Below are 14,060 nucleotides of genomic sequence, written 5' to 3'. Positions count from 1 at the left end.
AGTCCGCATCACCACAAGTGGTGATTTATGCAGCGAAAAAACCCCGCGCCGGCCGCTAAACCGACCGGAAACGGGGCTATAAAGAGACGCGGAAGCGCTATTCTAACTCGAGCGCTTCCGCCCGGCGAACCGCAGCGCGGCGGTTGTTCACCTCGAGCTTGCTATAAATATTTTTCGTATGAGACCGCAATGTATTCAGCGAGATATGGAGCATGCGGGCCATATCCGGACCGCTCAGCTCGGTTCGGAACAGCCGAAGCACCTCCAGCTCCCGATCGCTCAAGGGCTCGCATAGCGCCTGCTTGTGCGTCGTTCCGCGCTCGGCTCTACCAAGCGTGGACAGAAGCTGCGCTATATACCCGGGGGAGACTCCTTGTTTTAAAGCAGCTTCAAGCAAGACGGCCATCGGCTGGCCTTCGTCCGCGAAGACGCGGATGTAGCCTTCCGGTTCGGCCAAGGTCAAGGCGCGTTCCAGCGGCACAAGCGCAGCAAAGCGGTTGCCTCGGGCATCATGAGCCATCGCTTGCAGGATCAAAATCTCGATCGCGCTCCCCGTTCTCCCGCCATCCTCTGCCGCTTGGAGCAAGCGTTCCAGCAGCCCCGATACTCGAGTAATCGAATGATCCGTGCGATCGCGCCTATACTTCGCCAGGAGCGCCCTGGCGAGCGTGACGTGCTCGAATTCGCGCAGATAGGACAGCTCGTCATAGGCGGACAATCCCTGCTCTCGCACCCAATCTAAGGCATCGTCCAGCTTCCCCGTCTCGAGCCAGACCCGTGTTTTCATCGCCGGGACCGGACGCACATTGGGAAAAAAATGGCCTTTATACAGCCGCTTCGCCTCTTGGAGAAGCGAGAGCGCACCGTTCAGGTCTTCGTTCGCCTCCGCGATCCGGGCCATGGCGACGTACCAGCGATAGCCGATCTGCGGGCGAAGGGCGCGCTCGTTCAGTTCCTTGCCCTTCAACAGGCGATCCGCGGCGGCCTGAAGATCGTTGTGCTCGCGGTCGAGCTCGCTCATCGCCACGTGGATATCAATCGCCCCCCGCGACATACGCTCGCCATGCGCCTCGGCTAGCTCCAAGCCTCGCTCGTAGACCCGCATCGCTTGGCGCAGCCGGCCTTGCGCAATCCGGATATCGGCCAAGGCGATCGTGCCCCCGATCGCGTCCGAGATATTGCCGGCAAGCAGCACGCCGGCCATTCCCTCGTCGAACATCCGGTACGCGGTCTCGAGATCGCCGCTCGTCCACGCCGCCAATCCCAAGAGCGCCGCCGCCGCGCCGCGCCGAAGATGATCTCCCTCCGGCACGAGTTCGAGGACCCGCCGGGCATATCGGATCGCTGCCGGGATATCGCCCAGCACCTGGGCGCGCGCGGCGCGATACCCGGCGATCGTGCCCGGAAGATGACGGAACTCCTCTTCGTCCACGACGGCTCTGTCGGCCATACTGGCTTGGTTACTCGCGGTAGTTTCCAGCCAGCGTTCCGCGTCCTGAAGGCGCTCCTCGACGGCCCCGAACTCCCCGCCGGCCATTAACGCCCAGGCGAATTCGACGCTCAAGACCGGTCTGCGGCGTATCAACTCGTCGGGCAGCGCTCTCAGCCAGCCCAGTACGGCAAGCCCTTGCCTAAGTCTCCGCATCTCCGGCCAGGCCCGCTCGATCAGGTCCGCCGCTCGCGCGACATCGCCCGCCGCCAATGCGTGGCGAATCGCATCGGCCGTTGTGCCATACTGTTCGTACCATCGACTTGCACGCCGATGCAGCTCAGCTGCCCGATCCGGCTGGTCCGCCTTTAAATGGACCGCGAGCACCTCGCCGAAGAGATGATGGTACCGATACCACTCGCGCCTGTCGTCCAGCGGGACGACAAAAAAATTGCCCTTCTCCAGCGCATCCAATCGCGCGCTGCCCTCCCCTTCGCCGGTGACGGCATCGCACAGCGGCCCGGACAATCGCTCGAGAATGGAGGTTTGAAGCAGAAAGCTCCGCATCGATTCCGGCTGACGGCGCAGGACCTCCTCGACCAGATAGTCGATGATATATCGATTGTCTCCGGCGAACGCGCGAATGAATGCCGGAATGTCCTCGCGCCCTCGCATGGAGAGCGCAGCCAGCTGGAGCCCCGCGATCCAGCCCTCGGTACGGCTCTCCAATGCGTCAATGTCGTCCGCCGATAACGCCAGACCCATCGCCTCGTTGAAGAATGCGGCCGCTTCGCCGGCGGAAAAGCGCAGGTCCGCGGCACGAAGCTCGGTAAGGTCGCCGCGCACGCGCAACCGGCTTAACGGCAGCTGCGGATCCTCCCGGGTCACAATGATCAGGTGCATTTGCGGGGGAAGATGCTCAAGCAGGAAGGCAACCGCGTCGTAGATCGGTTTCGCGCGAATGACATGGAAATCGTCGAGAACTAGAACGAAAGGAGTCGGGAGCGCCGAGATCTCATTGAGCAGGATGGTCAGCGCGGATTCGGCAGACGACGGTTGGGATATGCGCGGGCTAGCTATGTCTCCTCCGATAGTCTCAGGAATCTTGTTCACCGCGGCGACAAGATGAGCCAGAAAACGCGCGGCATCGTTATCCCGTTCGTCCAAGGAGAGCCATGCGACAGGACGGCCGCATCCCGCGGCCCATTCGCCGATCAGCGTCGTCTTGCCGAAACCCGCGGAGGCGGAGACAAGGGTGAGCTTACGGTCCAGCCCTTCGTTCAATCGTTCGAACAGACGCGGCCGCGGAACGGTCTTGGACCGGGATACGGGGATATACAGCTTCGTGGTTAGGATCTGCGCATGCATGGTTGGACGATGCCCCATTCTATCGGTTCATATCCAATAGGATAGCGTGAATGGCAGCATTTCTCTACTGCAAGTCACGCTTATCAGCGCAGCCGGCACTTGCGTACGCGATGGTAGGAAGACCGACAGGAACTTTCTCCATGCACGCGCGTCTAACCATCATATGGAAATTATGGAGGAACGCCGTGCATGAATAATACCGCTATAAAATGGACTGCGCTGCTGTTGCTCGTCCTAGCGACTGCCCTAACGGGCTGCAATGGCAAAAAGGCAGAAAAGGTTTTTCAACCGTTGCAGCCAAATCCCAATTACATCGTAATCATTAAAAAGCAATCGCCGGATATCATCCTCGGCCAAAGTATCATTCAAGGCAAGGAGACGGACCCAATTATCCGGCAAATGAACGAATCGCATCCATCGGTCGCTTTTAAGAGCTGCCCCGCTTCGACGAATTCGTTTGACGTCCTTTTGCATTATTCGGACGGGTCTATGGACCGAGCGCTGACCGTGCTTGCCTGCCCGGGCACAGTAGATCAATTAAGCGGAATCGTCGTGGAGCCAGGCGTGCGGTTTGATCAATTAGGCCGATTGTTGGAGTTGTAACTGTCCAAGGAGGCGGGGCTATGTTAACGAGCTTGGCTGTCGAGAGGCGTCGGCATCGAAATCGCGACGGACGGTAAGCGCTATACGCTTCCTATCTTTTACGGGGAGTTCGAGGAGCAGCCTTGACCGCACGACCGCCGCGTATCATCTATTTCTCCACCGTCTCCTCCCGTCCCGAAGCGCCGGAAGCATAGATCGCCCGCACGACAGCGATCGCATGCCGGGAGTGCGCGAGCAGATCCGCTGCGCCACGCCGCCCTTCCATGCAGGCGATCAAGTCTTGGAGCTGCAGCACGAATGGCGGATCCTGCACCTCCGTATCCACCCGCTCGTAGTCTCCGCCGCGGCTGATCCAGAGCGCTTTGCCCGTCTCGAGCCGCAGCATGCCCGCCGTGAAGACGAGCTCGGTCTCGTTCCGGGCGTGGCCCTTGTAGCCCGACAGCGAGATCGTGGCGGACAAGCCGCTCCGCAGTCGCAGGAACGCCATGCCGCCTCCCTCTATATCGCCTTTCTCCCCCTGATCGCTCACAGAAGCCGAGACCTTGTCTACCGCGGAACCCGCAAGCCAGGTGATCTTGTCGATCGAATGGGAGCCCAAATTCATCAGAATGCCGCCCCCCGCAAGCGATTGCCGGAAAAACCAGGACGGACGTTCCTCCCTGAAGTAGTAGACGTTGCGAACGTCGTTGATCATGACCAGCCGGCCCAGACTGCCTTCCTCGATGATCCGCTTGGCCGCCCGGTTCTCGGCGATATAATGCTGCGTGTGCCCGACGAGCAGCGCAGACCCGCTCCGCCGGGCCGCTGCGACGATCTCGTCGCACTCCTCGACGTCCAGCGCCATGGGCTTCTCAAGCAGCACATGACAGCCTTGCTCCAGACAGAACAAAGCCGCCTCCTTATGCAAATAATGCGGCAGCGTGACGATGGCGATATCCGGCCGCTCCCGGACGATCATCTCCCGATAGTCGGTGTACGGCGTCGCCCCGTACTTGCCCGCCAGCGCCTCCGCCCGCTCCCCGACCAAATCCGCCACCGCGACGCCCTGTACCTGCGCCATCTGCGAGATCGCTTCCAGATGCGATTCCGCGATAGCCCCTCCGCCGACGACCGCTGCACGATACACCATGCTCATCCACGCCTTTTCACTCTAAAATGATGTCCGTCAACTATCCACCTACGTCCACACTTTCGCCCCACGCCCCGCATCCGTCCGCCGACTATCCACCTACGTCCACACTTTCACCCCGCGCCCCGCCGTCACGCAGCGTCTCCTTGCGGTATTCGCCCGGCGACAGGCCGGTAAGCTTTTTGAACGTGCGGATGAAGGTGTTGGCGTTCAGATAGGCGGTCGGAATCCATTTGCAATCGACCTGCAAGTTAAGCGCGTCAGCGGTCAGCCGCAGCGCCTCAGGAATCGCGACATGCGCCTTGACTCCTTGTTGTAATCGCCGATTACCCCAATCCGAATCATCGTCGCTCCTCCTTCTTAACGTTCCAAGCACAAATAATGGTAAAATCTAGGCGAATATCTGCTATTCGTCAAGCATTTTAGCATCTATTCAAATTTGAATAGGTAACCTATACTGAAATAATGTGATGAGGAAAAGGACTGATCAAGTTGTCGTCTGTGAGATTGCTCGTATTGGGAACGATTCGGAGGCGGGGCGTCACGCACGGTTACGGCGTTCATCAGGATCTGACCGCCTGGCGGGCCGAGGCCTGGACAAATATTAAACCCGGCTCGATCTATCATGCGATGGATAAGCTGGCAGCCCAGGGCCTGATCCGGGCTGAGGACTCGGGCGATCCGGTCAAGCTCGGGCCTGCGAGGACCGAATACACGCTGACGCCGGGTGGCGAAACGGAATTTAAGAAGCTGCTCGAAGCGGCGCTGAAGAGCAACGACTTTCAGCAGATGGCGGCAGGCATTGCGTTCATGGAGACGCTATCCCGGAAGCGGGTCATCGCGCTGCTGGAAGAGCGGCTTGCCGCGCAGGAAGCAGCAGCCGCATTTCTGCGGACGCTCCCGACGGAGCCTCAACCGTCTGATCCGTCCAAGCATCCGGAGCTTGTCGGCATGTGGGCCGGTTATATGGAACACGCCGTAACGGCTACCGGACGGCTGCTGCAGTCGCTGCATGATGGAAAATATGCGTTTGCGGATGAAGCGGAATAAACGAATAAGAGGGGAGCAGGAAGATGATCGAAGTTGCCATGCACGACGGCCACCCACTGCAAGTCGAGGCCGAAGGGGACGGGCCCGCCATCTTATTACCGGTGAATCCCTGGCCGCTAGAAGGGCCGAAGGCGGAAGAGATGCGCAAATGGGGCACGGACCCTGCGCTCGGACGAACGTTAATTGACGGTCTTCGCGACCGGTATCGGGTCATTGCCTTCGACTACGAGGGCCATGCGTTAAGCAAGCCGAAGCCGGATACACTGACGCCCGACCATGTAGCGGCGGACTTTCTCGCCATCGCGGACGCTGCGAGCGCCGGACGCTTTGCTTATTACGGATACTCCTGGCTGGCGCTTGCCGGCATGCAGTTGGCCCTGCGCACCGATAGACTCTCCGCGCTAATCATGGGCGGCTATCCTCCCGTCGGCGGCCCGTATCGCGAGATGCTGCAGGTCACGAAGGCCACGCATGCCATGTCTGGCGAGGGCGGGGTGCAATGGGAGCCGGGCAGCGAGACGGTTGATGGGAAGGAAGGCGATTCGGACGCTAAGGATACTGCAAAAAATATCGAAAAAGACGTGGCGGATACGAGCTTGAGCAGCGCTGACGGCATGGCGAATGTGGACTGGAGCAGCGCCGAGGGCCGGAGTGGAAGCGCTGCAGATGCCGCCTCCTGGGAGGACTTTGATTGGTCTGCCGTCGAGGTCGCTATGAATCGCGATCAGACCCGGCAATTCGTCACGCTGTATGAGGCGCTGCAGAACTTTGACGATCACGCGGCTCAATCGCGGCTGAGCATGCCCCGTCTTTGCTTCGCGGGCACGCATGATATCATCGCGTACGGCGACGCCTTCGGCGGCGTCACGGTCGATATTGCCGGCGCTTTCGCGCGCAACCGCGGAGCGCTTGAAGCATTCGGCTGGGAAGTCCGAGCGCTCGAGGGGCTCGACCATACCCAAGCCATGCAAGCTGCCAAGGTACTGCCGCTTATCCGACCGTGGCTTGACGCTATACTATAAGCGATCCGCCGCATTTACATCATTTGCGGCAATCTACTCTTCCATAGCTCCAGCTTTTTTTGCTCCGACCTTGCGACCTGCGCCTTGATTTTCGTCAGCAGCCCGTCCATCTCCTCGTCGTCGAGCGAAGCCCGGACGCCCTTCAGCGCAGTCAGGATCGACTGCAAGTCTTCGAGCGTGAAGATCTGCCGGTCGATACGGAATTGCTCCATAATCTCGAGCCCTCGTCGCTCCCCGCGAACGAGACGATTCGGAATGCCCGCGGCGTTAATCTTCTCCAGGTCGCGATAGTTCGTGCGGTGCGATACCTACCCTCCCCGAACCCGCCAAAAGAGGTCGCTTGTCTTCATGAAAGAATCCAGCTTCCACATATGGTAGTATAAGGATTAATTATATAAATGCTAATGACCTAATTTTAAGGATAAGGTGGATGAGTATATGGAATCAACGGCGTTTTCACTTTTACCGACAACATTGATTATTGTTTACGGTCTGTTTTTATTGCTTGGGCTGTACAGCCTGTATTTGTTCATTAAACTTGCTACCCGGGGGATTACGGCTCTGGATATATACATTGACGAAAAGAAAAATAAGAGATTGTAAGCGAAGAGAGAAACTTAGGAGTGAAAAGGATGATGCATCAAATGCGGCAACCAAGGACCTTTTTCATCGTCCAAGGCTGCCGCTGTCTTTTAAGTTTAAGCTGAATTAACGGATTTCCGGCAGCAGCGGGCGCAGCGCCTCCGCCCAATGCCCGTAGCCACGCTCCGTCAAGTGGCAGTAGTCCGGCGCGGTCTCCTGCGATAGCGTCCCGTCGGCTTCGAGCAGCTTGGGACCGATGTCGACGAACGTATACCCGCGCTCCTGCGCGATCGCCGCATACCGCTCGTTGATCTCCGCGATCGTCCTGCGCCGGGGATGGTCCAGCTCGTGCTCGCGCGGGAATACCGCCATGATAACGATCTTGGCGCCTGAAGCCTTTGCTTCCACGCGGTCGCAGATCGCGCGCAGTCCTTCGGCGATCTCTTCCGGGCTGTTCGCTCGCGCGTTCTCCGTCTCGCTCGTATTGTTCGTCCCGATCAGAATGACGACCGTACGCGGACGCAGCCCGTCCAGCTGGCCGTGATCGAGCCGCCACAGCACGTTCTGCGTGCGATCCCAGCCGAAACCCATGTTCAACACCCGGTAGGGAGCGAACACGGCATTCCAGGCCTCCCGGTTTCCGTGCACGTTTTCCGGCCAAGGCTCGCCTCCCCAGAAATGCGTGATCGAATCGCCGATCAGGACGACCTCCGGATTGATCGCCTGCTGCTCTCTCAGCACTTGCTCGTGCCGGGCCCACCAGTCGTAGCTGTCTTCCTCCAGCTTGGAGACCGGGATTACTGCCGTGTTGAGCGCTTTGCCTTCAATCGTCATGCGAACCCCTCCGTCTTCCTTCATATCCCCTGAAAAAGTCATACCGGAAGTCCGACCCCGTCGATCTCCCGGACCGCCGCGGAGAGTGCTGCAATCGCCTGTTCGGCCAGCCGCTCCGGCGTTACTTTACGGCCGTCCGTGTTCCAATCTCTCGCAAGACCGTACGCGATCCAACTGAGGATGACGGACATTCGCTGCGCCGCCGCGTCGTCCAGGTACGATTTTTGACTCAAGAGCTGCCGGAATACGCCCTTCAAAAGCTTGACCATCTTGTTCTCGATATAGGGGCTCATCGCCTCGTAGCTGCGCGCGCACTGCGTGCTGAAGTTGGCGTGAAACTCGCACAGCGTCACGATTATGCCTGTCAGCGTCGCCCGGTTCAGGTCGGCATGGCAGGACAGCTTCTGCATCAGACTGTCTTTGAACATCTGCGAAAGCGCGTCCTCCATCAGCTCGTATTTATCCGCGTAATGGGCGTAGAAGGTCGCGCGATTGATCGTCGCCCGCTTCGTGATGTCCCCGATCGTAATGTCCTTGATATCCTTGTTGGGAATCAACGCATTGAACGCATCCAGGATCAACTGCCGCGTACGCAGGACGCGCGGATCCGTCTTCGATTCCTCCAAGCCTCTTCCCCCTCGCAATCGGCCACTTTTCAGACAATACGGCCCTTTTGTCGCTTAAGCGATAATCCCGGTCAACTTGACGGTTGTCGGCAGGTTACCGTTATCTTATCATAACGTAAGCAACAGGTGTTGCATAAGTTCAAGTGCGGGAGAGGGGCAGGCATTCATGGTTCTGGTTCTTCAAATTCTTCTGGCGTTGTTGTTTTTCGTCTCCGGACTTGGCAAGGTCACAGGAATTAAAATGCAGGTTGAAAACTTCAGCAAACTGGGGCTGCCGCAATGGTTTCGCGTGGTCACGGGGCTGCTGCAGCTGGTTGGCGTCGCCGGACTCGTCGTCGGCTTCTGGCGCGACAGCTGGGCCGCCTGGGGCGCCGTTCTGATCGGCGTCATCATGCTCGGCGCCGTCGCCTTCCACGTACGCGTCAAGGACAAATTCGGCGCGATCACGCCTGCGCTGGTGCTGGCCATCCTCGCCATCGTGCTCGCCGCGCTGCTCGGCTCGGATCTGGGCGATTTTCCGAACTAAGCCGAGCGCCTCCCCGATCGAATCTCGGGGAGGCGCTCGCCGGCACGGACGTTTCTGGAATTCAACGCAGCATCGTTTTAAAAATAAACGCAAGCTTAAGCCTAAGCAAACTTTCGGTCTGCTTTAGCGGCATGCCGAGCAGCTTTTCCAGCTTCTCGATCCGGTAAGCGGCCGTATTCCGGTGAATGAACATTTTGGCGGCCAGCTCATTGATTTGGCCGTCGCACGCGATCAGCGTTTCCAGCGTAAGCAGCAATTCCTCCCGCTGCCTGCGTTCGTTCCGCTCCTTTAAGGTTGGCTTGTCGCACGCCCGGTCCGGCTTCATCGCGAGCAGCCCTCCCAGATAGCGGTCGACATAGGCCGTCATGCTTTCCTGCGGCAGCTTCTCAAACAGGTGCATCCATTCGAGCATGAGCCGATCTTCTGCCTGCTTGTTCGCGACGGGCTCCATCCGCTTCAACCTCCCAGACGTGTATTCGTCCTTCGCTTCCCTTTTTGCCAGGCGCAATGACGGACCTCTAGCAGCTGGCGATCCGATGCGAAGCCTTCACTTCTATCCCGCTCTCGATCGCAGCGAAGCCGTGGGAGTCGTCGTAGATGACGCCCCCCCGCAGCAATGTCTTTTTCACCTTGCAGCCGATCCTGCGGCCTGCGTACGGCGAATGCTTATGCCGTTGATGAAGCTGCCCGGCGGCGAGAATATAGGGCTCGTTCAAATCCAGCAGCACCAGATCCGCGTCAAGCCCAGGCTTGATCGCGCCTTTCATGCGCTCGAAGCCGAAGTTTTTGGCCGGGGCGCCCGAGAGCAGCCGGCTAATATGAGTCAGCGGAATTCCGCGCTTCAGATGTCCTTCGTCCACGAGCAGCTCCAGCGAGCTCTGAGCCCCCCCAATGCCGCCCCAAGCGACGAACAGGTCGCTCGACGCCTTCAGCTGACCCGGGCAAGGCGAATGATCGGAGGCAACCAGATCGATGTCGCCCTGTGCGAGACACTTCCACAGCTCCGCCTGCTCCTCGCGGCTGCGAAGCGGCGGGGCGCACTTGGCCACAGCGCCCATTCGCGCGAGATCCGCATCCGTGAGGGTCAGATAATGCGGGCAAGTCTCGAGCGTCACATCCGTTCCCGTTAATTTCGCCTGACGGATCGCCATGACGGCAGCCGAGCTGCTGATATGCGCAAAATGCAGCCGGCAGCCGGACTGCTTTGCATAATCGAGCGCCTTCTGCACGGCTTCGACCTCGGCGATTACCGGCCGCGAGCCGGTATAATCGGCCGCTCCGCTCCTCCCCTCACGACGTGCCAGTTCGGTCAGCCTCGCAACAATCGACTCTTCCTCTGCGTGCAGCACCAGCACTTTGTTAAGCTCGGCGATCCGCTTCATCCCCTCCAGCAGCACCTGATCGTCGGTACGCCGGAAGGCGTCCTCATGGTCGTCGCCAGGCGAGGACATGAACGCCTTGAACCCGACAACCCCGGCGTTTGCGAGCGGTGCCAGCTCTTCCAGATAGCCGGGCATAAGCCCGCCCCAGAAGCCATAATCCGCGTAGGAAGCGCCGGCTGCCAGCTTGCGTTTAAGCGCCAGCGCTTGAACCGTCACGGTAGGCGGAATGCCGTTAAGCGGCATATCGATATAGGTCGTGCATCCGCCGGCAGCCAGCGCCGACGAGCCGCTCCGGAAGCCCTCCCAATGGCCAAGTCCCGGTTCGTTCAAGTGGACATGCGCATCGATCATGCCCGGCATCACGACAAGCCCTGCGGCATCGATAACGGCTGCCCGGCCGCGCTCGACAGAGGCTGACAAATGTTCGATTCGGCCATTGCGGATACCGATATCCAGCTGCGCGACGCGATCCTCAAGCACAACCTGACCGTTGATAATAACGAGATCGTAGCGGTCTGCGGAAGACGGCTCGTTTTTCATTCGATTTACTCACCCCTGTCGTTCTGTTTCAAGCCCATTCATCGTTTGCGCCGCCTTCTCCTCGCGGATTAATCGTCGAGACCAATGAGCTTCGCCGGATTCGACGCGATCATATGATAAATATCTTCCGGCGCGAACTGATAATCGAGCATCGTCGCGACCATGGTCCGCATTCCCTGCACCGGCGTCGATGCGGCGCGAATGCCGTAATCCGTGCCGAGGACGAACCTGTCGATACCGACCTCCTTGATCGTCTTCATCCACGCAACCGCATTCGTATGGCGGCCGAGCTCCGCTCCCATGTCCATATATTCCTTCTCCACGTAATAGTGGGTGCGCGGCACGTCCGGGTACAGCCAATCGACGAGGCATGCCTCCAGGAAGGCGCCCCTGGCCGCCGCTTCCTTCTGCTGCTCGACCGTCATCCGGCCTCTGACCGGATGGGCGATCAGCACCTTCTTGATTCCATACTGCTCGGCCAGATCAAGCAGCCGGAACGCTTCCTGCACCGAGACATGCCCGGTGTTCAAATAAACCTGCGGGCGCTCGGCCACCATCGTCAGGATCTCGTCGAGTTCCTCGGTAACCGTGCCGTCCGTCGGAATGGACGTCGCGACGGGCAGCTCCTTCTCCGCGAACTTCGGGAAGGCGTCCTTGAAAGGGACGAGTTTGCCGTCGACAAGCGTCGATTCGCGCTCTGCCGAATAACGCGTACAGTGCGAGCCAAAGCTGATGAACCGGCAGCCCTCTTCCATATGCAGCGCTGTCCGTACCGAGCGCGGATTCATTCCGCCGTGACAGGAGTTCATCAGATAACCCCCGTACGTATGGATGCCCGGCACATGGCGGTTGACGACCCACGCCATACCGGAAGCCCAGCCGAATACGTCGTAGTAGACGATGCTTCTCATACCCGCGGCCGCCGCTTCCTGCGCCACCTGAATCGGATCCTGGTGTCCCGGATTCGAGTTCAGGACCGGCCCCGCATGGACATGGCTGTCGATCGCCCCGATCAACAGCTCGTCGGGCAGCTCCATCGAGCGGCGGTAGAACGATTCGTTCCACTTGGAACGGTCAACGGTAAGGGATGGGACGGACGACGACGAATCAAACATGGGATCATTCCTCCTGTAATGAAAATGGGTTGCGAATAGCAGACGCCGTCTACCCTTTCACAGCGCCGGCCATAACGCCGGCAATAATACGCGAGCTGAAGGCGAAATACATAATGGTGACCGGGAGCATCGAGAGCACCATGCCGGCCATCAATTGCGGGTAATTCGTGCTGTATTGCGATTTAAAATACGACATGCCCAGCGGCACCGTCCGCATCGAAGCATCCTTCAGCAGCACAAGCGCGAACGAGAATTCGTTCCAGCAGGCGAAAAATTGCAGAATAGCGACCGTCGTCAAGACCGGCGCCGCCATCGGCATGATGATCATGAACATCGTCCGGCTGAAACTCAGCCCGTCGATGGCGGCCGCTTCCTCGATCTCTTTCGGAATGCCCGTCACATAGCTCGAGACGAGCAGAATCGGCATCGACAGATTGAAGGCGACATACGGAATAACGAGCGTGTACCAATGGTCGGCAAGTCCGGTCTCTTTGAACAGCAGATACACCGGGACAAGCAGCGCATGGATCGGTACGAGCAGGCCGAACAAGTAGTAGATGACCATCAGCCGCTTCCCCTTGAATTGCAGCCGGGCGACGAAATACCCGGTTATAAACGCGATCAGCACGATCAAAACGACCGATATGGCGGTTACTCTAATGCTGTTCAAAGATAATTGCGGCATGTTCGTTAGCTTGATGGCTTCAACGTAATTTTCGAAGTGCAGCTTGCCCGGAAGCGAGATGATGCTGTTCGAGAATTCTGCCTGCGTCTTCAGCGAGGAATAGCCCAGCCATAAAAGCGGGAAGATGCAGCTTGCGGTAAACAGCAGCATGATGCCGTTCATGGCCAGCTTCTTGCCGAAGCGCATGAGATTGGGGGATTCTCGTTCTGTCGCAAGCTCCGCCCGCAGCTCCATTACGAGACACCTCCGTCCGTGCTGCGTTTGCGCTGAAGCGCAAACGCGCTAAGCATAATAATGAGAAGCGTTAACGCCATGATCGCAATCGCGAGCGCCGATCCGTACCCATAGCGGAAACGCAGGAACGACGTGTCGTAGGCGTATAGCGCCATGACGGAGGAGGCATTCCCCGGCCCGCCGCCCGTCATCGCATAGATATGTTCGAAGCCCCGCATGTTATTGGCGATGCAGAGCAGGGACGCGACCATCAGCGTCGGCTTGGCCAGCGGAATGATGACGTACCAGGCTTTGCGGAAGCCGGTCGCCCCGTCGAGCTCCGCGACCTCCAGCACCTCTTTGTTTATGGCCGATAGGCCGGCGAGCATGAGGAGCGTATAGAAGCCGATGTTCTGCCAGGAGAGCGGGATCGAGACGAGCAGGACGATCGGGCCGGACAGGTCCAGCCAGGATTGGGCGAGCCGTTCGAGTCCGAGCAGTTTGAGCCCTTCATTTAAAAGGCCGTAATTGTAGTTGTAAATGAGCGTCCAAAGAAAAGCGATGATGATCGGGGCCAAGGTGGAAGGGAAGAAGCTGATGGTGCGGTGGAGCGCTTTGAACCGGACCGCTCTGGACAGCAGAAACAAGGCGAATAAAAACGCAAGCCCGACCTGCCCGATTAACCCGTATACGGTCATGAGTCCATTGTTCAGGAACGAATGCCAGAATACATGGTCCCGCATAATCTCGACGTAGTTATCGAGGCCGATGAAGCTTCTTCTCGGCCCGCCCGTCCAGGAGTAGAAGCTGTACCTGAAAGCCGAGAGAATCGGGACCAGCACGACAAACGAATAGACGGCAAGACCGGGCAGCAGATAGAGCAGCGTCAGCCAACGCGTAGGACGAAGCGCTTTGCCCATGGGATACCTCCTTATTCGAGATCAAGCAAGCAGTCT

Annotated in this window: 15 protein-coding genes; 4 read left to right on the top strand and 11 right to left on the bottom strand. The window is 58.9% G+C overall.

Annotated elements, in window-relative coordinates; genetic code table 11:
- Positions 1–97: 97 nt before the first annotated feature.
- Positions 98–2,797, bottom strand: coding sequence for a winged helix-turn-helix domain-containing protein (locus tag ACFSR7_RS07235; RefSeq protein ID WP_378160054.1), 2,700 nt, complete (start codon positions 2,795–2,797; stop codon positions 98–100).
- A gap of 189 nt (positions 2,798–2,986) precedes the next feature.
- On the opposite strand from ACFSR7_RS07235, the gene ACFSR7_RS07230 reads away from it, so the two are divergent.
- On the top strand, positions 2,987–3,400 hold the full coding sequence (locus ACFSR7_RS07230; RefSeq protein WP_378160053.1) for a hypothetical protein: 414 nt from the start codon (positions 2,987–2,989) through the stop codon (positions 3,398–3,400).
- A gap of 148 nt (positions 3,401–3,548) precedes the next feature.
- Here the strand turns inward: ACFSR7_RS07230 and ACFSR7_RS07225 are convergent, their stop codons facing one another.
- Both ACFSR7_RS07225 and ACFSR7_RS07220 read right to left on the bottom strand, forming a co-directional pair.
- Positions 3,549–4,529, bottom strand: coding sequence for a Gfo/Idh/MocA family protein (locus ACFSR7_RS07225; RefSeq protein ID WP_378160051.1), 981 nt, complete (start codon positions 4,527–4,529; stop codon positions 3,549–3,551).
- A gap of 91 nt (positions 4,530–4,620) precedes the next feature.
- The gene (locus ACFSR7_RS07220; protein ID WP_378160049.1) at positions 4,621–4,905 is read right to left on the bottom strand and encodes a hypothetical protein; all 285 of its coding nucleotides are present in this window, start codon (positions 4,903–4,905) and stop codon (positions 4,621–4,623) included.
- 140 nt (positions 4,906–5,045) lie between these two features.
- Between ACFSR7_RS07220 and ACFSR7_RS07215 the strand changes: the two genes are divergently transcribed.
- Together ACFSR7_RS07215 and ACFSR7_RS07210 are read left to right on the top strand one after the other, a co-directional pair.
- Positions 5,046–5,579 (top strand): PadR family transcriptional regulator, encoded by a 534-nt coding sequence (locus ACFSR7_RS07215; RefSeq protein ID WP_378160047.1) that lies wholly within the window; start codon positions 5,046–5,048, stop codon positions 5,577–5,579.
- 23 nt (positions 5,580–5,602) lie between these two features.
- Complete coding sequence (locus ACFSR7_RS07210; RefSeq protein ID WP_378160045.1) at positions 5,603–6,601, top strand: alpha/beta fold hydrolase; 999 nt, start codon at positions 5,603–5,605, stop codon at positions 6,599–6,601.
- Positions 6,602–6,615: 14 nt separating this feature from the next.
- Here ACFSR7_RS07210 and ACFSR7_RS07205 read toward each other — a convergent pair whose 3' ends face one another.
- The 3 genes from ACFSR7_RS07205 to ACFSR7_RS07195 form a co-directional block, all read right to left on the bottom strand.
- Positions 6,616–6,813: a hypothetical protein gene (locus ACFSR7_RS07205; RefSeq protein WP_378160043.1), complete on the bottom strand. Its 198-nt coding sequence runs from the start codon at positions 6,811–6,813 to the stop codon at positions 6,616–6,618.
- Between the two features lie 496 nt (positions 6,814–7,309).
- Positions 7,310–8,017 (bottom strand): GDSL-type esterase/lipase family protein, encoded by a 708-nt coding sequence (locus ACFSR7_RS07200; RefSeq protein ID WP_378160041.1) that lies wholly within the window; start codon positions 8,015–8,017, stop codon positions 7,310–7,312.
- A 38-nt stretch (positions 8,018–8,055) separates the two neighbouring features.
- Positions 8,056–8,643 carry a TetR family transcriptional regulator gene (locus tag ACFSR7_RS07195; RefSeq protein WP_378160039.1) on the bottom strand — a complete coding sequence of 196 codons (588 nt, stop codon included), beginning with the start codon at positions 8,641–8,643 and terminating at the stop codon, positions 8,056–8,058.
- Between the two features lie 166 nt (positions 8,644–8,809).
- Here ACFSR7_RS07195 and ACFSR7_RS07190 point away from each other — a divergent pair, with 166 nt between their 5' ends.
- Positions 8,810–9,169: a DoxX family protein gene (locus ACFSR7_RS07190; RefSeq protein ID WP_378160038.1), complete on the top strand. Its 360-nt coding sequence runs from the start codon at positions 8,810–8,812 to the stop codon at positions 9,167–9,169.
- Between the two features lie 61 nt (positions 9,170–9,230).
- Here the strand turns inward: ACFSR7_RS07190 and ACFSR7_RS07185 are convergent, their stop codons facing one another.
- The 5 genes from ACFSR7_RS07185 to ACFSR7_RS07165 form a co-directional block, all read right to left on the bottom strand.
- A complete protein-coding gene (locus tag ACFSR7_RS07185; protein WP_378160036.1) occupies positions 9,231–9,620 on the bottom strand; it encodes a helix-turn-helix domain-containing protein in 390 nt (129 codons plus the stop codon).
- Positions 9,621–9,687: 67 nt separating this feature from the next.
- Entirely contained in the window at positions 9,688–11,091 is a 1,404-nt protein-coding gene (gene allB, locus ACFSR7_RS07180; RefSeq protein ID WP_378160034.1) for an allantoinase AllB, read from the bottom strand.
- A gap of 68 nt (positions 11,092–11,159) precedes the next feature.
- Positions 11,160–12,206 carry a DUF6282 family protein gene (locus ACFSR7_RS07175; RefSeq protein ID WP_378160032.1) on the bottom strand — a complete coding sequence of 349 codons (1,047 nt, stop codon included), beginning with the start codon at positions 12,204–12,206 and terminating at the stop codon, positions 11,160–11,162.
- Positions 12,207–12,255: 49 nt separating this feature from the next.
- Positions 12,256–13,125: a carbohydrate ABC transporter permease gene (locus ACFSR7_RS07170; protein WP_378160030.1), complete on the bottom strand. Its 870-nt coding sequence runs from the start codon at positions 13,123–13,125 to the stop codon at positions 12,256–12,258.
- Positions 13,125–14,024 (bottom strand): carbohydrate ABC transporter permease, encoded by a 900-nt coding sequence (locus ACFSR7_RS07165; RefSeq protein WP_378160028.1) that lies wholly within the window; start codon positions 14,022–14,024, stop codon positions 13,125–13,127. The genes ACFSR7_RS07170 and ACFSR7_RS07165 overlap by 1 nt, the downstream gene beginning before the upstream one ends.
- Positions 14,025–14,060 lie beyond the last annotated feature (36 nt).

Origin of the sequence: Cohnella sp. GCM10020058, assembly GCF_042683485.1 — a bacterium.
In the GTDB taxonomy this organism is placed as follows: Bacteria; Bacillota; Bacilli; order Paenibacillales; family Paenibacillaceae; genus Cohnella.
The sequence above is the reverse complement of the archived record's forward strand: the minus strand, read 5'-3'. Positions and strand labels throughout refer to the sequence as shown.